The organism is Daejeonella sp., from assembly GCF_037719425.1.
GTDB lineage: Bacteria > Bacteroidota > Bacteroidia > Sphingobacteriales > Sphingobacteriaceae > Daejeonella.
In genome coordinates this window covers 7,719-27,260 of sequence record NZ_JBBJNI010000045.1, presented here as the reverse complement: position 1 = coordinate 27,260, position 19,542 = coordinate 7,719, and the positions used below count along the sequence as shown (strand labels likewise).

Genomic DNA, 19,542 nt, shown 5'->3' with positions numbered 1-19,542 from the left:
CAGTGGCCTCCTTCTCAATATTGATGGCGAGGAGGTTTGGTTTAAGATGGTCGGCAGTTTTAACGCATATAATTTACTCGCGGTATACTCAACAGCCATGCTGTTGGAGCAGGATCGTGCCCGGGTGCTGATCTCACTTAGTCGTCTAAGCGGTGCTGAAGGAAGGTTCGATTATACGGTGTCACCTACTGGAATCATTGGAATTGTAGATTACGCACATACACCGGACGCGGTGCAGAATGTTCTTCAAACCATTCAGGACATCCGGACCGGTACCGAACAAGTAATTACCGTAATTGGCTGCGGGGGCGACCGGGATAAGACCAAACGTCCGGTAATGGCACAGGTTGCTTGCGACTGGAGCAATAAGGTAATTTTAACATCAGACAATCCAAGAAGCGAGGCTCCGGAGCAGATTATCCATGATATGGAAGCTGGGGTGATGCCGCAAAACAAGAAAAAAGCGATCTCAATAGTAGATAGGAAGGAAGCGATTCGAACAGCTTGTCACCTGGCGAAACCTGGAGATATTATACTGGTTGCAGGGAAAGGACACGAGAAATACCAGGAAACTGCTGGTGTAAAACAACCCTTCGATGATAAGCAGATTTTAACGGAAATTTTAACCCTGATGAGCTAATGCTATACTACCTATTTACCTGGCTAGATCAGCATTATAATATTCCGGGAGCCGGATTGTTCCAATTTATTTCCTTTCGCACAGGGATGGCCGTTATTCTTTCACTGTTCCTCACTACAGTTTATGGAAGCCGTCTTATAAAGATACTGAGAGCAAAGCAAGTCGGAGAGTCAGTTCGGAATCTTGGACTGGAAGGCCAGATGCAAAAGCAAGGGACTCCTACAATGGGTGGATTGATCATACTACTGGGTATCCTGCTTCCTACATTGTTATTTGCGCGCCTGGAAAATATCTATATCATATTAATGCTGGTCACTACAATATGGATGGGTGCCATTGGTTTTGTAGACGACTATATAAAGGTTTTCAAAAAGGATAAGGAAGGGCTTGCAGGCAGGTTCAAAATCATGGGTCAGGTCGGTCTGGCACTAATTATTGGCTGGACCATGTATTTCCACCCGGATATCGTCGTCAGGGAGCAGGTTGCGAACTTGTCTCAAGCAACTGCTCCTGTGGAGGCTCATGTAAGAGGAGAGGAAGTTTATTACACTCAGGATGTTAAGTCAACACAGACAAATTTTCCGTTTTATAAAGACAATGAGTTTGATTATGCAAAGGTCTTGACGTATATCGGCGACGGTCTTGAAGGATATTCACTCGTTGTATTTTTATTGGTTGTTATAATAATTGTAACGGCGGTTTCCAATGGTGCTAACCTGAGCGATGGGATCGATGGCCTGGCTACCGGCGCATCTGCCATTATCGGAATAACTCTGGCGGTACTCGCATATGTTTCCGGTAACACCATTTTCGCGGACTATTTGAATATTATGTACATCCCGCATTCAGGGGAGCTGGTAGTCTTTGCCGGTGCATTTGTAGGAGCGTGTGTTGGCTTCTTGTGGTACAACTCGTACCCTGCGCAAGTATTTATGGGCGATACAGGAAGTCTCGCTATTGGCGGAATAATAGCGGCATTTGCCATTATGATCCGTAAGGAGCTCTTGATCCCGGTTCTGTGCGGTGTTTTCCTGATCGAAAATCTCTCTGTTGTAATTCAGGTAGTTTATTATAAATATACCCGGCGCAGATTTGGCGAGGGTCGTCGTATTTTCCTGATGTCGCCGCTCCATCACCACTACCAGAAAAAAGGATATCATGAAGCCAAGATCGTAACCCGATTTTGGATCGTTGGTATCATGCTGGCAATATTAACCATTGTAACCTTGAAACTCCGCTAATGCAGGACAAGAAATATATCGTTGTTCTCGGTGCCGGCGAAAGCGGAGTTGGCGCAGCTTTGCTTGCAAAAAAGCAGGGCTATGACGTGTTTGTATCTGATATGGGTGCCATTGCTGAAAAATACAGCAAGGAGCTTGAGGAGGCGAATATATCATTCGAGCAAAATAGACATACAGAAGAGAAGATCTTATCAGCGAGTGAGATTATTAAGAGCCCGGGTATCCCTGACAAGGCGCCCATTATTAAGAAGGTTCTTGAAAAGAATATTCCAATTCTTTCTGAGATCGAATTTGCTGGCCGGTATACTGATGCGAAGATGATTTGCATTACAGGTTCGAATGGAAAATCGACCACAACTATGTTAACTTATCATATTCTCAAAGACGCGGGCCTAAGTGTGGGCCTTGGCGGGAATATCGGGAAGAGTTTTGCAAAGCAGGTTGCATTTGATGAGTACGATTACTATGTGCTTGAGATAAGCAGTTTCATGCTGGATAATATGTACAATTTCAAAGCAGATATAGCTGTTCTGCTAAACATAACTCCCGATCACCTTGACCGGTATGATTATAAGATGGCGAATTATGCTGATTCTAAGTTTAGGATCATACAGAATCAGGGCAAAGATGATGTCTTTATCTATTGCACTGACGATACGGAAATTCAGTCTGGGTTGAAAAGCCGTCACATCACCTCACAAGCTTATCCATTTTCCATCGAGAAGGTACTCACGGAGGGTGCCTGGCTGGAAGATCAACAGATAACCATAAATCTTAACCAAAAGAATCAAGAACCACTTACCATGTCAATTACCGAATTAGCCTTGCAAGGCAAGCACAACATTTACAACTCTATGGCATCTGGCATAGTTGCGAAAGTGCTTGAATTACGAAACGAATCCATCCGCGATAGTATGGGAAGTTTCAACAACATCGAACATCGGCTTGAACACGTAGCAAAAATTTCAGGGATTGATTTTATTAACGATTCTAAAGCAACAAATGTTAATTCGACCTGGTATGCTCTTGAAAGTATGCCTGCACAAGTTGTTCTTATCCTTGGTGGTGTGGATAAAGGAAACGACTATGGTATGCTGAAGGATCTTGTAAAGAATAAGGTGAAAGGAATTGTATGTCTCGGAAAAGATAACAAACGCATTCATGAAGCTTTCGAAGATGATGTGGAAGTGATCGTAAATACATTTTCAGCAAGCGAAGCTGTGCAAATCGCTTATTATATGGCTAAGAAAGGAGATACAGTATTATTATCACCTGCATGTGCAAGTTTTGACCTTTTTAAGAATTATGAGGATAGAGGTAATCAGTTTAAAAAGGCGGTGATGGAACTATAGTTGGTTAGATGGTTAGTTGCTGGTTGGTTGGAAACTACCTGGTACTAACAACTAACAACAAACCAACAAATAACGAAAATGGAAAGACTCATAAATAAAACTAAAGGTGATCGGTGGATCTGGCTTATAGTGATCTTGCTCTCAGTATGGTCCCTCCTGGCTGTATACAGCGCAACGGGTACTCTGGCCTACAAGAAGGGCGTGGGGAGCGAGCAGTTCCTTATTAAGCACCTTGTTATGATCATTGGCGGTATTGCCCTGATGTATTTTTCGCATCTGTTGGATTATCGCCATTATGCTGGGATCTCAAAGATCCTGATGATTATAACAATTCCGCTTTTATTATACACGTTACTATTTGGAGCAAATGTCAATGAGGCGAGCCGCTGGGTGACTATCCCTATTATAAATCAGACCTTCCAAACCTCGGATATGGCGAAGCTTGCGTTAATTACATTTCTCGCAAGGACCCTGAGTAAAAAGCAGGAAAATATCAAGGACGTCAAAAAGGCTTTTATCCCAATTATGGGCTCCGTGTGTGGCGTATTTTTATTGATCGCCCTGGCTAACCTTTCCACTGCTCTGATGCTTTTTGGTGTTAGTATTCTACTTCTGATTATGGGCAGAATTAGTATTAAACAGATTGCTATTGTAAGCATTGCAGGCTTGGTGTTATTGAGCGGTGTAATGCTGCTTGGTCCACGACGAAAGACCTATATCTCAAGGATCGAAACCTATCTGCATCCAGAAAAAGTTGATGCTGATAAATCATTCCAGGCCAATCAATCTAAAATTGCAATTGCCACAGGAGGTATATTCGGCAAAGGGCCTGGAAACAGCACACAACGCAACTTTCTTCCCCATCCGTATTCTGATTTTGTATTTGCGCTGATCATTGAAGAATATGGTCTTGCGGGTGGCGTTGGATTAGTGTTATTGTATCTGGTCTTTCTGTATCGATGTGTCCTGATCGTCACTCATAGTCCTAAGGCTTTTGGCGCGCTGCTGGCGGCCGGATTGAGCTTTAGCCTGACGATTCAGGCATTTGCGAATATGGCTGTAGCCGTTGGACTCGGGCCGGTGACCGGGGTTCCCTTGCCGTTGGTAAGTATGGGTGGAACATCTATCCTTTTCACGAGTGTGGCATTCGGAATTATTTTGAGCGTTAGCCGGGATATTGATGAGAAGAAGGAAAAGAGTAAGGAAAAAATAATTATCGGGGAGATCCCCGCAATGGGTTAAGACATGGCAAAACGAGTGATCATAAGCGGTGGAGGTACAGGGGGACATATATTCCCGGCTGTGGCTATTGCTAATGCACTCAAAAAGATCTCACCTGATACTGAGATACTATTTGTCGGGGCGAATGGCAGGATGGAAATGGAAAAAGTTCCTGCTGCCGGTTATAAGATAATAGGGTTGGATATTCAGGGTTTTCAGCGAAAATCGTTGCTCAAGAATATTCTTCTGCCTTTTAAAATAATAATGAGCTTGATCAAATCGAGAAGTATAATTGAGGAGTTTAAGCCAGACGCAGTAGTGGGTGTTGGAGGATATGCATCCGGCCCCCTCTTGTTTGCGGCATCCCTGATGAACGTGCCTTATTTGATCCAGGAACAAAATTCGTATGCCGGGATCACCAATAAGAATCTTGGTAAGAATGCAAAGAAAATCTGTGTGGCTTTTGAAGGTATGGATAAGTTCTTTCCTGCAGATAAAATTATGATCACCGGAAATCCTATCCGTAAGGAAACAGTGGATATTGATGGAAAGCGGGAAGCGGCATTTGAGTTTTTCGGTTTGGCATCGGCAAAGAAGACTATTCTGGTGACGGGTGGCAGTCTTGGAGCCGGAACTCTAAACAAGAGTATCATGGTAGGGATGGATAAGCTAGTTGCCCAGGACGTTCAGTTAATCTGGCAAACCGGTAAATATTACTATCAGTCTATTAATGATCAACTGGCGGGGAAGACTCACGGAAATATTAAAATTCTTGAGTTCCTGCAAAAAATGGATCTGGCATACGCCGCGGCAGATGTTATCATTTCAAGAGCCGGAGCGGGAACCATAGCGGAATTATTTGTAGTGAAGAAGCCTGTAATACTGGTCCCTTCACCAAATGTTGCGGAAGATCACCAGACCCAAAACGCAATGGCACTTGTCAAGAATGAGGCGGCGATATTAGTTAGGGATAACGAAGCTGAAGTGAGCCTGGTAGATGCCGCTTTAAAGTTGCTGAAGGATGAGGATAAGTGTGCTACGCTATCAAAAAATATAGGCATGATGGCATTACCTGATGCAGATGAAGTAATTGCCAGCGAAGTATTGAAAATGGCTAACTAAGAGTATATCATAAGGATTATGGAGTTAGAAAATATAAGAAGGGTTTATTTAATTGGAATCGGTGGTATTGGAATGAGCGGCCTTGCCAGATATTTCAAAAAACGCGGTTGTGTTGTTTGCGGCTATGACAAAACCTGTACACCCTTAACTGCCGCATTGATGAACGAAGGTATTCCAGTCGTTTTTCAAGATGAAGCTGATAACATTCCTATGAGCTTTCAGGAAAAGGACGCTCATACTTTAATAATTTATACTCCAGCAATTCCTAAAGACTCACATATTCTGAATCATTTCAAGTCCGGTGGATTCTCATTTAAGAAACGCTCGGAAGTATTAGGGATCATCAGCAAAGGTATGTTCACTATCGCGGTAGCTGGTACCCATGGTAAAACCACAACATCCAGCATGATAGCTCATGTATTAAAAGACAGCGGCTACGACTGTTCTGCATTCCTGGGGGGCATCGCAAGCAATTATAATAGCAATGTGCTGTTCGGCGAGAACAATACTATGGTTGTTGAAGCCGATGAATTTGATCGCTCATTTTTAACACTCCATCCCGATATCGCTATAGTTACATCTATGGATGCCGATCATCTCGATATTTATGGGGATAAAAGCCATCTGGTTGAGTCATTTAAGCAATTCACGTCCCAGCTAAAACCAGGAGGCAAGCTTCTTTATCGCAACGGGCTTGACCTTAAAAATGGGGAGACTTATGCGGCAAATGCTGTCGCCGATATTCAGGCAGTAAATGTTCGTGTAGAGAATGGAAGCTTCCATTTTGATTTCAAGAATGATGAGTTGATCATCGAGAACATAGAAATGGGCTTGCCCGGACTACATAATATTGAAAATGCGGTAGCTGCTGCTGAGGTTGCGTTGAAGCTGGGTATCAGGCCAGATAAGATTCGTGGCGCTTTAGGAAATTTCAAAGGGGTAAAACGCCGATTCGAATATGTCGTTAGAAGCGAGGACTATGTTTATATAGATGATTATGCTCATCATCCTGAAGAGCTGCGTGCGTGTATACAGGCGGTAAGAACTCTATACCCTAATAAAAAATTGACTACGGTATTTCAGCCGCATTTATTTACAAGGACCAGGGATTTTGCTGAAGGATTCGCTGAGGTTCTGGGAATGACGGATGAACTGATCATGCTTGATATTTATCCGGCAAGGGAACTGCCTATAGCAGGTGTAAATTCTGAGATGATCTTAGATAAGATCGATCTCGCCGAAAAACGCATTCTAAGCAAGAATGATGTGGTTGACTATGTTCGGGAAGAAAAACCAGAGCTTTTACTCACAGTAGGGGCAGGTGACATCGATACTTTAATTGAACCGCTAAAAAAGATTTTAGAGAATGCTTAAAAAAATCAACTGGAAGCTAATACTTTACTGTTTCACCTGGATCGTGTGTCTCAGTGGACTCGTGGTGCTTATGAGTTTTATAAGCATCAAAAAGGATAAGCAGAAATGTACAGATCTTAAAGTGATACTTCCGGGCAATAACAATTTTATAGAGCGTGATGAAGTTGACAGGATTCTGCTTGCAAACAGCGGTCCTTTGGTTGGAAGGAACCTGGAAGATATAAATATACACAAACTGGAAAACGTGTTAAAAGCTAACCCATTTATAGAATATGCAAAGGTATTCGCAGATATGAATGGCGTCATACATGTTGATATTCGTCAGCGCAAGCCTCTAATCAGGATAATTAATATGGCTAACGTCAATTTCTATATCGATGAAAATGGCTTTAAGATTCCGATGTCAGATAATTATACCGCCAGGGTCCTGGTGGCGAATGGTCTGATCGATGAAGATTTTTCTGGCAAGGTTGATACACTTTCGTCGCAGCTTGCAAAAGATCTTTTCAGAACTGCAAAGTTCATACGGCAGGATACATTATGGAATGATCAGGTGGAGCAGCTTTTCGTGAGCCTTAAGGGAGATATCGAGATCGTGCCTCGTGTCGGAGATCACAAGATAATTTTGGGAACCGCGGACTCCCTGGAAACAAAATTCCGGAATCTTTTCGTGTTTTATAAGAAGGCAATTCCGAAGGTGGGATGGGAGACGTATAAGTCTATCAATCTCAAATACGCAAACCAGATCATTTGCGAAAAAAATATAATTGACAGTACCGCTATCGCAACGGAAACAATACGCGCGGCTATCGACAGTACACTATCAATAAAACCAGATTCAACAACAAATTAATGCACATAACATGGACAAAAGTAACTCAGCTTCAGTCAAAAATTCACCAATAGTTGTCGGCCTTGATATAGGTACAACGAAAATTTGTGTCACTGTCGGGCGCAGAAGCGAACATGGTAAGATCGAAATTTTGGGTATGGGAAAAGCCGAATCTGCGGGGGTAACCCGTGGTGTGGTATCAAATATTCAAAAGACAGTCCAAGGGATAATCCTGGCTGTTGAAGAGGCAAGTGGACAGTCCAATGTGGACGTTAAGATCGTCAATGTCGGGATCGCCGGGCAGCATATCAAAAGCCTTCAGCACAGAGGTATTCTTACCAGGAAAGATCTGAATACAGAGATCCAGAGAAAGGATATCGACAAACTGATCGAGGACATGTACAACCTGGTGATGCCTCCGGGAGAGGAAATTATCCATGTTCTTCCGCAGGAATTTACTGTAGACAATGAACCCGGGATCAAAGATCCGATCGGCATGGCAGGGGTGCGTCTGGAAGCGAATTTCCATATTATTTCAGGACATGTCAGTGCCGTAAAAAACATTATCAAGTGTGTGGGTAATGCGGGTTTGGAAACCCAGGAACTGATCCTCGAGCCACTTGCATCTTCTGAGTCGGTGCTGAGCGACGAAGAGAAAGAAGCTGGTGTGGTTCTGGTTGATATCGGGGGCGGCACCACAGATCTGGCTATTTTCCATGAAGGGATCATCCGTCATACGGCTGTTATTCCATTCGGAGGTAATAGCGTTACGGAAGACATCCGTGAGGGATGTTCGGTAATGAGAAACCAGGCAGAGTTGTTGAAAACCCGGTTCGGATCTGCCCTAGCAGAAGAAAATAAAGAGAACGAGATAATTTGTGTTCCCGGCCTTCGCGGTAGAGAGCCAAAAGAGATTTCAGTAAAGAATCTTGCATTTGTTATTCAGGCAAGGATGGAAGAGATCGTCGAGCATGTGTATTATGAGATTAAATCGTCCGGCTACGAGAAAAAGCTAATCGCCGGCATCGTGATCACCGGGGGTGGCGCGCAGCTAAAACACCTGCCGCAGCTGGTTGAATATGTGACAGGTTTAGACAGCCGTGTTGGTTATCCTAACGAACACCTTGCTAAAAACGACGTGCTTCCTAAGCCAACATATGATGAGCTGAAAAGCCCAATGTTTGCAACGGGTATCGGCTTGCTGATCAAGGGAATTCAGAAGGCAGAACAAATTGAAGAATCAAGCAAACGTACCGGCCTTCCTGAAGAGAAAGTTCAGGTTGCGGACAAGTCTAAGAAGAGCCTGGGACTTTTTGAAAAGATACTTCAATCAGGAGCCAAATTCATCAAGGATGATATCAAGGACGAAGATTACATACGTTAATTATCCACAAAGTGTCGAGTTTCCCACAATCTAACAATTGTGGATAACCTATGTTGATAAATGGCTAATATTACGGCAGGAACTATCAAAACAAAGATTTTACCTAACTGATAAGAGATATGCAGTTTGAAATGTTAAAAGAAAAATCATCGATCATTAAAGTTATCGGTGTTGGTGGCGGCGGTGGGAACGCTGTAAACCATATGTATCGTCAAGGGATTACAGGGGTGGATTTCATCATTTGTAATACAGATGCACAGGCGCTAGAGCTTAGTCCGATTCCTAATAAGGTTCAGCTCGGAGCCAGCCTTACCGAAGGTATGGGAGCAGGTTCAATTCCCGAAGTTGGAAAGAATTCTGCTATCGAGAACATCGACGATATCAAGCGTATGCTTGGCAGCAATACTAAGATGCTTTTCATCACAGCAGGAATGGGTGGCGGAACGGGAACAGGAGCCAGTCCTATCATCGCGAAAGCGGCGAAGGAAATGGATATTCTGACAGTTGGTATCATTACTACACCGTTCTCTTTTGAAGGGAAACGCAGAAAGATCCAGGCCGAGGAAGGTTTGGATGAGTTTAAAAAATATGTTGATTCTTACCTGGTTATTTCAAACGATCGCCTTCGCGAGATATTTGGAAACCTTACGTTGGGATCTGCTTTTGCTCAGGCTGATAATATATTGACCACGGCAGCTAAAGGCATTGCCGAGATCATAACCATTCCGGGTTATATCAACGTTGACTTTAAGGATGTGCGCACGGTGATGAAAGAAAGCGGTGTTGCAATCATGGGAAGTTATGCTGCCGAAGGCGAAAACCGTGCATTACGTGCAGTTGAAGGTGCTTTAGCCTCACCATTATTGAAAGATAATGAGATCGAAGGCGCCCGTTATATCCTCCTGAACATCAGTTCTGGTGACAAGGAGGTTACAATGGACGAGGTAAGTATAATCACTGATTATATCCAGCAGGAAGCGGGCTTGGCTGCAGACCTTATCTGGGGTAACTGTTCTGACGAAGCATTAGGCGAGAAGATCTCCGTGACTATTATAGCGACAGGATTCCAAACCAAGGAAGAACGCGAAGTTGAGAAAAGCCAGGTACGTAAAGTGTCATTACTCACTCCTGAACAGGCACCTCTTGTGCGACCGGTTCATGAGAACACGTTCATTGCTGCTAAAGTTGAGGAAGTAAACGAGCCCGTTCTTAAAAAGGAAGAAAGCCAGGTCGATCTTTTTGCCGGTTATTTCCAGAGCACGCCAAAAGTTGAAGAGGAGATCCAGCCGGATGCAGACTACGTACGGCATACCTTAGATGACGAGATCCCTGCAGATAGCGTAAAGAGCGAGCCCTCTTTTGAGTTTGAGATGAGCACCGAAGACTTCGAGATTAAAACTGAAGAAAAAGAAGAAGTGTTTCCGGTTGCGGAGGTATTGGTAGAAGAAGAACAAGTTTCCAATCCTGATGAAAATAAGACTGACGAATCTATTGAAGAACAACTTAAGAAATCTAAAGAGCGCATTCTTCGTTTAAAAGACTTGAGCATGAAGCTGCGCACCAGTAATGGACTGCAGGAACTCGAAAGTGAGCCGGCCTATAAACGTAAGCAAATGTCCCTCAAGGACGTGCCGCATTCTTCGGAATCACAAGTATCGCGCTTTACTTTGAGTACGGAAGATGGAATAACCGAGATCCGCCCAAATAATTCTTTTCTGCACGATAACGTAGATTAAGCGCAATAAGCATTGAGAAACGTCTTTATTCGCTTTGCGGATAGAGGCGTTTCGATTTTATGGCATTATTATTACAGGCTAATGAATTAGCTTTTGATAATCAGGCCGGTAAATCTTAACTTTGCGGGAAAGATACGCTAACATTTAATATTATTAGGTTTGGATTTATTTGATAAAATTTCGAAAAATATGGGCCCTTTGGGCCAGCACCAAAAGATGGCGCATGGTTATTTTTCTTTTCCAAAGTTGGAAGGTGAGATTGCTCCCCATATGAAGTTCAGGGGTAAGGAGCATTTAGTGTGGAGCCTTAATAATTATCTGGGCCTTGCTAATCATCCTGAAGTGAGAAAAGCTGATGCGGAAGGTGCTGCCGAATTTGGGTTAGCCTATCCGATGGGTGCCCGGATGATGTCTGGTAACTCAAGCAATCATGAAGCTTTAGAAAAAGAGCTTGCTGAATTTGTCGGAAAGCAAGATTCTTTCCTGCTTAATTATGGATATCAGGGTATTATGTCAGCTATCGACGCTTTAGTAGACCGTCATGACGTAATCGTTTATGATGCTGAATCACATGCATGTATAATTGATGGTGTTCGTTTACACCAGGGAAAACGCTTTGTTTACTCGCACAATGATATGGAAAGCCTTGAAAAGCAGCTTGAACGTGCTGCGAGATGGGTTGAGAATACAGGCGGTGCTATTCTGGTAATTACCGAAGGTGTATTTGGTATGTCTGGTGCACAGGGTAAGTTAAAAGAGGTTGTAGATTTAAAGCAAAAATTCAATTTCCGCATATTAATAGATGATGCACATGGTTTTGGGACTATGGGCGATACCGGCGCCGGAACTCATGAAGCGCAAGGCTGTATAGAAGGAATTGATATCTATTTCGGAACCTTTGCTAAATCTATGGCAGGTATCGGGGCGTTTATCGCCTCAACGGAGGAGATCACTAACTTCCTTCGTTATAACATGCGTTCACAAACATTTGCCAAATCGCTTCCCATGCCAATGGTAGTAGGTCTGCGCAAGCGCCTGGAACTGTTGAAAAGTAAGCCGGAGTTAAGAGAAAAGCTTTGGGAAGTTGCTACAACACTTCAAAATGGTTTAAAAGAAAGAGGTTTTAATATCGGGGTAACCGATACTATGGTAACTCCTGTATTTCTGGAAGGTGAATTGTCAGAAGCGACAGCAATTATAATGGACCTGAGAGAGAACTATGGCATATTCTGCTCAATAGTGGTTTATCCGGTGATCCCGAAAGGATTGATCATGTTAAGACTTATCCCGACAGCACTGCACACTATAGAAGATGTGAATCGTACATTGGATGCTTATAGTGAACTGGCGGTGAAACTTAAGAAAGGCCATTACAAAGAGAAAAATCTGGTCAACGCAAAGGTATAGCTTGTAATCTTTAAAGTGCCCTTAAAATCCATTTTAGGGCACTTTTTGTTTATATGAATTTTGTAAATAGCTGAAATAAAACGTTTTAGCCTTAGAAAAAGTAATTTTAATGTGGATAACCTCCATAAATGTGGAGAAAAACGCTAAAAACGCATGATTTTATTTTTTTTAAGTATTCTTTTTTAGGAAAAAACATTATACATTAGTAATAGTAATCATACTAACCTCAAAACTAAAGGAGTACAAACATGAAAAAATTCCAAGAAGCAAAAAGTTTAATCGAATCACTGGAAGCAGATGCTGACAAATTCTACAACAAGGCAAACAGCGCAGCAGGAACTCGCGTAAGAAAAGGTATGCAGGATCTTAAAAACCTTGCTCAGGCCATTCGTCTTGAAGTTCAGAACACTAAGAACACTGAAGCGACAAAAGCTAAGAAATAATTTGCACAAGAAATTTAGAACCCGTCCCAGTACGCTGAGGGCGGGTTTTTGCATTATATAAGATGCAGGTTTTTAAGCTCTGTCTGGATCCGCAACGAAGTTTCACCGCTCACATTTACAAGAGGTAAACGAAGTGTGTCACCGCAGATATCCAATAATTTCAGCGCCGCTTTAACCCCTCCCGGGTTTCCTTCAGCAAAGCAAAGGCTGGTAATCTCAACAAGGCTATAGTGCAGCGGTTGAGCTTCAATGAACTTGCCATCCAAACACATTCTCACCATAGTAGATAATATCCCTGGTAATGCGTTACCTAAAACCGATATAACTCCAACAGCACCTGCGGATATTAACGGCAGCGCTATCGCATCATCACCTGAAATAACAAGAAAATCTTCTGGCTTATCACGTATGATGATGTTGAATTGATCGAAGCTTCCTGAGGCTTCTTTAGTACCAAAAATGTTCTTAAAGTCATGTGCAAGACGAAGCGTAGTGTCCGCAGAGATGTTCATGCTGGTCCTGCCTGGTACGTTATATAATAAAACAGGCAGCTCCGAAGCTTCTGCTATCGCTTTATAATGCTGATAAATACCTTCCTGGGTGGGTTTGCTATAATAAGGAGAAACTGATAACACCCCCTGGTAATTTTTACTGTCAAATTTTTTCAGGTCCCGAACAACCTCGGCTGTATTATTGCCGCCAATGCCTGCTATAAGCGGCACTCTTCCTGCTGTATGTTCCGCAGTTACTTCCCACACCTCTTTCTTCTCATCGCTGCTTAGCGTCGCCGCCTCACCAGTGGTTCCTAGTGACACGATGTATTCAACACCACCGGAAATTATATAATCGATTATGTTCTTAAGTCCGGAATGATCAATCGAGCCGTCTGCCTTAAATGGAGTAACCATGGCTACTCCCGTTCCATGAAATTTGTTCATTCGGGGTATGTTTTATTCGACTGTTATTTTGCGAATTTAAGAGGATAAGCCTCAATTTTAAAACCATAAGTGAAATATTGCGATTTTTTTACCGATTATTTCAACATTTCAAGTAATTCGGTATCAGAGATCATCGGAATTTTCAGCTTAACAGCTTTCTCAAGCTTAGATGGACCCATGTTATCTCCTGCTACGAGGTAATTTAATTTGGCTGATATGCTGTTCAAAATTTTCCCGCCGTTTGATTCTATAATGTCCTTCAACTCATCACGGCTATACTTTTCAAAAACTCCCGAAATGATAAAGGACATCCCCTCGAATCTGGTGCTTTGCAGCTCGATGACAGTCTCGGACGTTTCAAATTGCAACCCATGTCTTCTTATTTCCTCAATTTGTCGCTGATGGCGGGGTTCTTTAAAATATTCAATAATACTTTCCGCTATTCGTTCGCCAATTTCTTCCGCAGAGGTTAATTCAGATAAACTGGCGTTCATCAGGCTGTCGATATTCTTGAAATGTCCGGCAAGTTTCTTGGCAACAGTTTCTCCGACATAACGGATCCCGAGCCCAAACAATACCTTCTCGAAGGGCATTTGCTTTGACTTTTCAATCCCCTCCAGCATATTTATAATAGACTTTTCACCAAAGCGATCGAGTTTTTTAAGTTGCTCTTCTTTTTCATAGAGAGTATAAAGATCGCTGATGTGCTCCACCAAACCGTGACGATAGAAGTTTTCAATAGTTTCCTGGCCTAAACCTTCAATATTCATAGCCTTACGGCTGATGAAATGCTGCATCTTACCAACTATCTGGGGAGGGCAAGCTTCGTCATTCGGGCAATAATGCACTGCTTCACCGTCCTTCCTGATCAGGTTACTTCCACATTCCGGACAAACTTCCGGGTAAATTATTGGTGCGGCTCCGGCTCTGCGTTTTATGGTATTAACGGAAATAATTTTCGGGATTATTTCACCCCCTTTTTCCACCAGCACGGTATCTCCCTCATGAAGGTCAAGCCGGACAATCTCATTTGCGTTGTGAAGAGTTGCACGCTTAACTGTGGTACCTGCAAGGAGAACTGGCTTAAGGTTCGCGACAGGGGTAACTGCTCCAGTCCGGCCAACCTGATAAGTAACCCTATCTAAAATGGTTTCGACCTCCTGTGCCTTATATTTATATGAAATAGCCCAGCGCGGGGATTTGGCCGTAAATCCTAATTCTTGCTGCTGGCTATAATTATTGACCTTTATTACGATCCCGTCAATATCATAGCTCAATCCGAATCGCTTTTCTTCCCATAGGTGAACGAAATCAAGAACTTCGCCTATGTTTTTGCAAAGCTTAGTGTGTTCGCATACATGGAATCCCCAGTTTTTCACGGATTGCAAGCTTTCCCAGTGGGTATTATAAAGGCGTTTGTCGGTGTATAAAAAGTACAGAAAACAGTCGAGCGGCCGTTTCGCTACCTCGCTCGAGTCCTGCATTTTTAAAGTTCCTGAAGCGAAATTTCGTGGATTTGCATACGGTACTTCATTGTTCTCTAATCGCTCGGCATTGAGACGGTCAAAGGCTGGTTTATGCATAAAAACTTCTCCTCTGATCTCAAACATTTCAGGGTATTCGCTTCCTTTCAGGTTTTTGGGTATCGTTTGTATTGTCTTTGCGTTGGTAGTGACATCGTCTCCTTTAGTCCCGTCACCGCGTGTTACCGCACGTAGTAATTTGCCGTTTTCATACGTGAGGCTTAACGATAAACCGTCAAACTTAAGTTCACATACGTATTCGAAATTATCGCCTATTGCTTTACGAACACGTTCGTCGAACTCCTTAAGATCCTGCTCATTATATGTATTTCCCAGAGAAAGCATTGGCCACTTATGCTTTACTGTCTCGAATTGTTTTGTGATATCGCCGCCAACTTTCTGTGTGGGAGAATCCGGATCCTGTAGCTCAGGATATTGCTTTTCCAAACCCGCCAGCTCTTCCAGTTTTTTGTCGAATTCAAAATCTGAAATTGCCGGCTGAGCCAGTACATAATAATTGTAATTATGGCTGTTGAGCTCTTTAACGAGGGTATCTATTCGATCTTTGATCTGGGGAAGGGACATTTACGAAGTTAAATTTAAAAAGTTGAAAGTTGAAAGTTGAGAGTTGAAAGTGAGATTTAATTTCCAATAAATAATGTCCTTTATTACTAACCGCACAGCCGCTTTCAACTTTCCATTTTCAACTTTCAACTAACACCGAGTCGATCTCATCAAAAATCTCCATATAACACTTCTGCAATTCTTCATGATATCCCAAAAGTATAGCGCTAACCTGAAGGAGCTGGGTGTCATTCATGGGTTCTGGCCATATACGCATGCAGATTCGGTTCAGTGCGTACATAATGTTATGTGTTTCCCGATAGGTATGGAGATAGCTTACTTCAAGGAATTTATCGAAAAACTTGAAAAAATACTCTGTATCGTCTATCTTGTTCAGGTCAAGAAAATTAGCAAGAGCAGACCGGTCGGCTCGGCGAAGATTCGCGTAAAGATGATCAGCATCAATTACACACTCTGTTAACAGAAGGCTGTCGAGCATCACTTCAAGCGCGATGTGAGCGAGGAATGATGGCCTGACCTGCGAATGTAACAGGGCAGGCGCTATTGCCGTTCGGATTGCATTCGTGTGCTTTAGGAAAAACCCTGAATTGTGAAAGTATCGATCCACAGCCAGGTGCCGCTTCCATCCCTTTAGAATCGCCCTTTCAGGCGCTCGGGTAAACAGGATTTCTTTCTTTTGGGGATGCATATTCCAGTCTTTCCGGGCATTTTTTACAAGATCAGGTAAGACGGTCCCCAACACTAAGTTTGGATCACTTGTATGCCTGTCAAAGTAAAAATGGGACAAAAAATTCATATGTGTTTGGAAGACTTTTAGACTAATACGCGTGACTCACGATAGAAGTTCACCTGCAATAAATTTACAAAAACTTTGCCATGCAGGGGTTTTGTCAAATCTGTTATATTTGCAGGCAAAACGAGAGATCACACATGAATTTTGTAGAAGAGTTACGCTGGCGGGGAATGCTGCACGATATAATGCCTGGTACTGAGGAAGAACTAAATAAAGGGCTTACATCTGGGTATATAGGCTTTGATCCTACCGCTGACTCCCTTCACGTGGGCCATCTAACTCAAATTATGACCCTTATTCATTTCCAGCGTGCAGGCCATAAGCCCGTTGCCCTGGTGGGTGGTGCTACCGGAATGGTAGGTGATCCTTCTGGTAAATCTGCAGAGCGTAATCTGCTTTCTGAAGACATTCTGAATCATAATGTGGCTTGTCTGGAGAGTCAGTTGAAGAAGTTCCTCGATTTTGATTGTGGTGCTAAGAGCGCTGAAATGGTAAACAATTACGACTGGTTTAAAAACTTCACTTTTCTGGATTTTATCCGGGATGTAGGGAAACACCTCACCGTAAATTACATGATGGCAAAAGACTCGGTTAAGAAACGCCTCGAAGGTGAAACCGGAATGTCTTTCACGGAATTCAGCTACCAGCTTGTTCAGGGCTATGATTTTTACTATTTGTGGAAAGAGAAAAATTGTCTGGTTCAAATGGGCGGATCTGATCAATGGGGGAATATTGTTACAGGAACTGAAATGATCCGCCGGAAGGCTGGCGGTACAGCTTACGCGATCACAACCCAACTGATAAAAAAAGCTGATGGAACAAAGTTCGGCAAGACGGAGAGCGGCGCTGTGTGGCTGGATCCTGCAAAAACATCTCCATATAAATTCTACCAGTTTTGGTTAAATACGACCGATGCTGACGCGAAAAGCTGGATCAGGATATTTACTTTAAAGTCTAAGGAGGAAATCGAAGCGCTCGAAGCAGAACACGATCAGGCACCTCATTTAAGAACCCTGCAAAAAGCCCTCGCAGAAGAGATTACAGTGCGCAGCCATTCAGAAGAGGCTCTTCAAACAGCTCTTCAAACATCAGAATTCCTCTTCGGGGGAGGCTCGCTCGATTTCCTTAACGGAATGAATCACGAGCAAGTCCTCGAAGTTTTCGAAGGCCTTCCTCAGTTTGCAGTTTCCAAAAGCGAATTATCTGCAGGGATCAACATAACCGACCTGCTCGCAGAAAAGACATCTGTTTTTCCATCAAAAAGCGAAGCCCGGAAAATGATAACAGGCGGGGGAGTATCGGTGAATAAGCAAAAGATAGATGATCCCACACACTCCTTTTCCGCTTCTGATCTGATTAATGATAAATTCCTTGTGGCTCAAAAAGGGAAAAAGAACTACTTTCTGATCATTTCGGAATAATATCCAGCCGCCGCGCGATGGAGTGTTAATACAGAAGGAGTTGAGGAAAGAAGTGAAGTGAGAGTGAAGGTCGGAAATACCGAGTTTTTCTGAGCGATGTTAAACCGTTTCTAAACCGGTACTAAACTAGTTCCAAACTGGTCGTTGAGCGGACAGCGAGCGGTACCGAGCGGTGTTTAAGCGGACAAACAGCGTAGAAACACCGCAGGTTATGCGTCAATTCCAGCAATTACTGTCAAACCGGTGCCTGGGTTGAATTACACTAATATTGAGAATAAATCTTAGATTTATGACAACCTAAGCAAAGAACTATGACATCTTTCAACCGCCGTAATTTCCTTCAAGCAAGCGCTCTCGCCGGTGCCGGAACTTTATTAACCCCGTCTTTACAAGCAAAAAATCTGGATATGATCCTGGACAAAGATTCAATTGGTAAATCAAAATGGGACCTGGATACACCGGCTTTAGTAGTTGATCTGGACAAAATGGATCGCAACATTAAAGCCGTTCATACACGTTTGCAGGGTACCGGGGTTGGCGTCCGGCCGCATGTAAAGACTCATAAGTCGCCCGCCATTGCTAAAATGCAGATCGCTGCAGGAGCGGTAGGGGTTTGTGCTGCTAAGCTGGGTGAGGCAGAAGTGATGCTGGAGAATGGTATAAAAAATGTGCTGTTAACCACGGTGAATGTCACTGCGCCAAAGATCGTAAAAGCCATGGCTTTGAGGAAGAAGCATAAAGGCTTTATTCAGGCGGCTGATAATCCTCAGAATATTCAGGATCTTCAGGATGCGGCAAAGGCGGCGGGCATTAAGGCGGAGGTGGTACTGGATATAGACGTGACCCAAAGATCAGGAGTAGCACCCGGTCTGCCTGCTTTGGCCCTCGCACAAATGATCGATAAAATGCCTAATCTCAGGTTTTGCGGCATTCTTGCCTATGACGGAGGAGTGCAGCATGTTATTGGTTTTAAGAAGCGTCAGGCGCAGGCGCTTAAGACCTATGAGCCCATAATTAAAACCTATGAAATGATGAAGGCCGCGGGCCTGAATATGGAGATCTTCAGCGGTGCCGGTACCGGAACTTACGATATCATGAGTGTAGTTCCCGGCTTTACCGATGTGCAGGTAGGAAGCTATGTCTTCATGGACCGTCAGTACATAGAGATAGGCGGCGCCAGGAACGAAAAGGTATTTGATGATTTTGAAACGTCGCTTACCGTTATTTCTACAATCCTTAATAATTATCATCCCGGCAGGCTAACTACAGATTCCGGTTCTAAAGCGTTTACCCTTAATAAGCCAAACCCGTTTGTTATCGGCGAGCCCGACTTTAACTATAATGCGAGCTCAGATGAGTACGGTACCATCACATTTGAAAAGTCTAATAAATCTTACAAAGTAGGGGATAAGTTAGAGGTTATCGCTCCTCATTGTGACCCAATTGTCAACCTTTATGATTTTATTTATGGAACGAGAGGGGATAAGGTGGTTTCGGTGATTGAGGTGACGGCCCGGGGTAAGTCTCAAT

General features: G+C 43.2%; 16 protein-coding genes. 13 read left to right on the top strand and 3 right to left on the bottom strand.

The window, feature by feature from the left end:
• From WKF69_RS08045 to WKF69_RS07995, 11 genes are all read left to right on the top strand, one after another.
• A partial coding sequence (locus tag WKF69_RS08045) for a cyanophycin synthetase (RefSeq protein WP_340381083.1) occupies positions 1 to 640 on the top strand: 640 nt, incomplete at its 5' end.
• Positions 640 to 1,881: a phospho-N-acetylmuramoyl-pentapeptide-transferase gene (gene mraY / locus WKF69_RS08040; RefSeq protein ID WP_340381082.1), complete on the top strand. Its 1,242-nt coding sequence runs from the start codon at positions 640 to 642 to the stop codon at positions 1,879 to 1,881. The genes WKF69_RS08045 and mraY, both read left to right, overlap by 1 nt.
• Entirely contained in the window at positions 1,881 to 3,233 is a 1,353-nt protein-coding gene (murD, locus tag WKF69_RS08035) for a UDP-N-acetylmuramoyl-L-alanine--D-glutamate ligase (RefSeq protein WP_340381081.1), read from the top strand. The genes mraY and murD overlap by 1 nt, the downstream gene beginning before the upstream one ends.
• Positions 3,234 to 3,311: 78 nt before the next feature.
• Positions 3,312 to 4,475, top strand: a complete 1,164-nt coding sequence (locus tag WKF69_RS08030; RefSeq protein ID WP_340381080.1) for an FtsW/RodA/SpoVE family cell cycle protein — start codon at positions 3,312 to 3,314, stop codon at positions 4,473 to 4,475.
• Between the two features lie 3 nt (positions 4,476 to 4,478).
• Positions 4,479 to 5,576, top strand: a complete 1,098-nt coding sequence (gene murG / locus WKF69_RS08025; RefSeq protein ID WP_340381079.1) for an undecaprenyldiphospho-muramoylpentapeptide beta-N-acetylglucosaminyltransferase — start codon at positions 4,479 to 4,481, stop codon at positions 5,574 to 5,576.
• A gap of 18 nt (positions 5,577 to 5,594) precedes the next feature.
• Entirely contained in the window at positions 5,595 to 6,950 is a 1,356-nt protein-coding gene (gene murC, locus WKF69_RS08020; protein WP_340381078.1) for a UDP-N-acetylmuramate--L-alanine ligase, read from the top strand.
• Positions 6,943 to 7,803 carry a cell division protein FtsQ gene (locus WKF69_RS08015; RefSeq protein ID WP_340381077.1) on the top strand — a complete coding sequence of 287 codons (861 nt, stop codon included), beginning with the start codon at positions 6,943 to 6,945 and terminating at the stop codon, positions 7,801 to 7,803. The genes murC and WKF69_RS08015 overlap by 8 nt, the downstream gene beginning before the upstream one ends.
• Positions 7,804 to 7,813: 10 nt before the next feature.
• Positions 7,814 to 9,166 carry a cell division protein FtsA gene (gene ftsA, locus WKF69_RS08010; protein WP_340381076.1) on the top strand — a complete coding sequence of 451 codons (1,353 nt, stop codon included), beginning with the start codon at positions 7,814 to 7,816 and terminating at the stop codon, positions 9,164 to 9,166.
• 119 nt (positions 9,167 to 9,285) lie between these two features.
• On the top strand, positions 9,286 to 10,902 hold the full coding sequence (gene ftsZ / locus WKF69_RS08005; RefSeq protein WP_340381075.1) for a cell division protein FtsZ: 1,617 nt from the start codon (positions 9,286 to 9,288) through the stop codon (positions 10,900 to 10,902).
• Between the two features lie 159 nt (positions 10,903 to 11,061).
• Complete coding sequence (locus tag WKF69_RS08000) at positions 11,062 to 12,309, top strand: pyridoxal phosphate-dependent aminotransferase family protein (RefSeq protein ID WP_340381074.1); 1,248 nt, start codon at positions 11,062 to 11,064, stop codon at positions 12,307 to 12,309.
• Between the two features lie 248 nt (positions 12,310 to 12,557).
• Positions 12,558 to 12,752, top strand: a complete 195-nt coding sequence (locus tag WKF69_RS07995; protein ID WP_340381072.1) for a histone H1 — start codon at positions 12,558 to 12,560, stop codon at positions 12,750 to 12,752.
• Positions 12,753 to 12,805: 53 nt separating this feature from the next.
• Here WKF69_RS07995 and dapA read toward each other — a convergent pair whose 3' ends face one another.
• From dapA to WKF69_RS07980, 3 genes are all read right to left on the bottom strand, one after another.
• Positions 12,806 to 13,690, bottom strand: coding sequence for a 4-hydroxy-tetrahydrodipicolinate synthase (gene dapA, locus WKF69_RS07990; RefSeq protein ID WP_340381070.1), 885 nt, complete (start codon positions 13,688 to 13,690; stop codon positions 12,806 to 12,808).
• 95 nt (positions 13,691 to 13,785) lie between these two features.
• Positions 13,786 to 15,798, bottom strand: coding sequence for an NAD-dependent DNA ligase LigA (gene ligA, locus WKF69_RS07985; RefSeq protein WP_340381068.1), 2,013 nt, complete (start codon positions 15,796 to 15,798; stop codon positions 13,786 to 13,788).
• A 118-nt stretch (positions 15,799 to 15,916) separates the two neighbouring features.
• Positions 15,917 to 16,594: a hypothetical protein gene (locus WKF69_RS07980; protein ID WP_340381067.1), complete on the bottom strand. Its 678-nt coding sequence runs from the start codon at positions 16,592 to 16,594 to the stop codon at positions 15,917 to 15,919.
• Positions 16,595 to 16,728: 134 nt separating this feature from the next.
• Between WKF69_RS07980 and tyrS the strand changes: the two genes are divergently transcribed.
• Complete coding sequence (gene tyrS / locus WKF69_RS07975) at positions 16,729 to 18,012, top strand: tyrosine--tRNA ligase (RefSeq protein ID WP_340381066.1); 1,284 nt, start codon at positions 16,729 to 16,731, stop codon at positions 18,010 to 18,012.
• Between the two features lie 311 nt (positions 18,013 to 18,323).
• Positions 18,324 to 19,542 (top strand): alanine racemase (locus tag WKF69_RS07970; protein ID WP_340381064.1); only part of this gene is annotated, 1,219 nt, incomplete at its 3' end.

What these genes read in the sequence shown, in the direction of transcription:
- murD (WP_340381081.1), top strand. Translation starts at nt 1,881, where the DNA reads ATGCAGGACAAGAAATATATCGTTGTTCTCGGTGCCGGCGAAAGCGGA.
- WKF69_RS08030 (WP_340381080.1), top strand. Translation starts at nt 3,312, where the DNA reads ATGGAAAGACTCATAAATAAAACTAAAGGTGATCGGTGGATCTGGCTT.
- murC (WP_340381078.1), top strand. Translation starts at nt 5,595, where the DNA reads ATGGAGTTAGAAAATATAAGAAGGGTTTATTTAATTGGAATCGGTGGT.
- mraY (WP_340381082.1), top strand. Translation starts at nt 640, where the DNA reads ATGCTATACTACCTATTTACCTGGCTAGATCAGCATTATAATATTCCG.
- WKF69_RS08015 (WP_340381077.1), top strand. Translation starts at nt 6,943, where the DNA reads ATGCTTAAAAAAATCAACTGGAAGCTAATACTTTACTGTTTCACCTGG.
- dapA (WP_340381070.1), bottom strand. Translation starts at nt 13,690, where the DNA reads ATGAACAAATTTCATGGAACGGGAGTAGCCATGGTTACTCCATTTAAG.
- murG (WP_340381079.1), top strand. Translation starts at nt 4,479, where the DNA reads ATGGCAAAACGAGTGATCATAAGCGGTGGAGGTACAGGGGGACATATA.
- ligA (WP_340381068.1), bottom strand. Translation starts at nt 15,798, where the DNA reads ATGTCCCTTCCCCAGATCAAAGATCGAATAGATACCCTCGTTAAAGAG.
- ftsA (WP_340381076.1), top strand. Translation starts at nt 7,814, where the DNA reads ATGGACAAAAGTAACTCAGCTTCAGTCAAAAATTCACCAATAGTTGTC.
- tyrS (WP_340381066.1), top strand. Translation starts at nt 16,729, where the DNA reads ATGAATTTTGTAGAAGAGTTACGCTGGCGGGGAATGCTGCACGATATA.
- WKF69_RS07995 (WP_340381072.1), top strand. Translation starts at nt 12,558, where the DNA reads ATGAAAAAATTCCAAGAAGCAAAAAGTTTAATCGAATCACTGGAAGCA.
- WKF69_RS07980 (WP_340381067.1), bottom strand. Translation starts at nt 16,594, where the DNA reads ATGAATTTTTTGTCCCATTTTTACTTTGACAGGCATACAAGTGATCCA.
- ftsZ (WP_340381075.1), top strand. Translation starts at nt 9,286, where the DNA reads ATGCAGTTTGAAATGTTAAAAGAAAAATCATCGATCATTAAAGTTATC.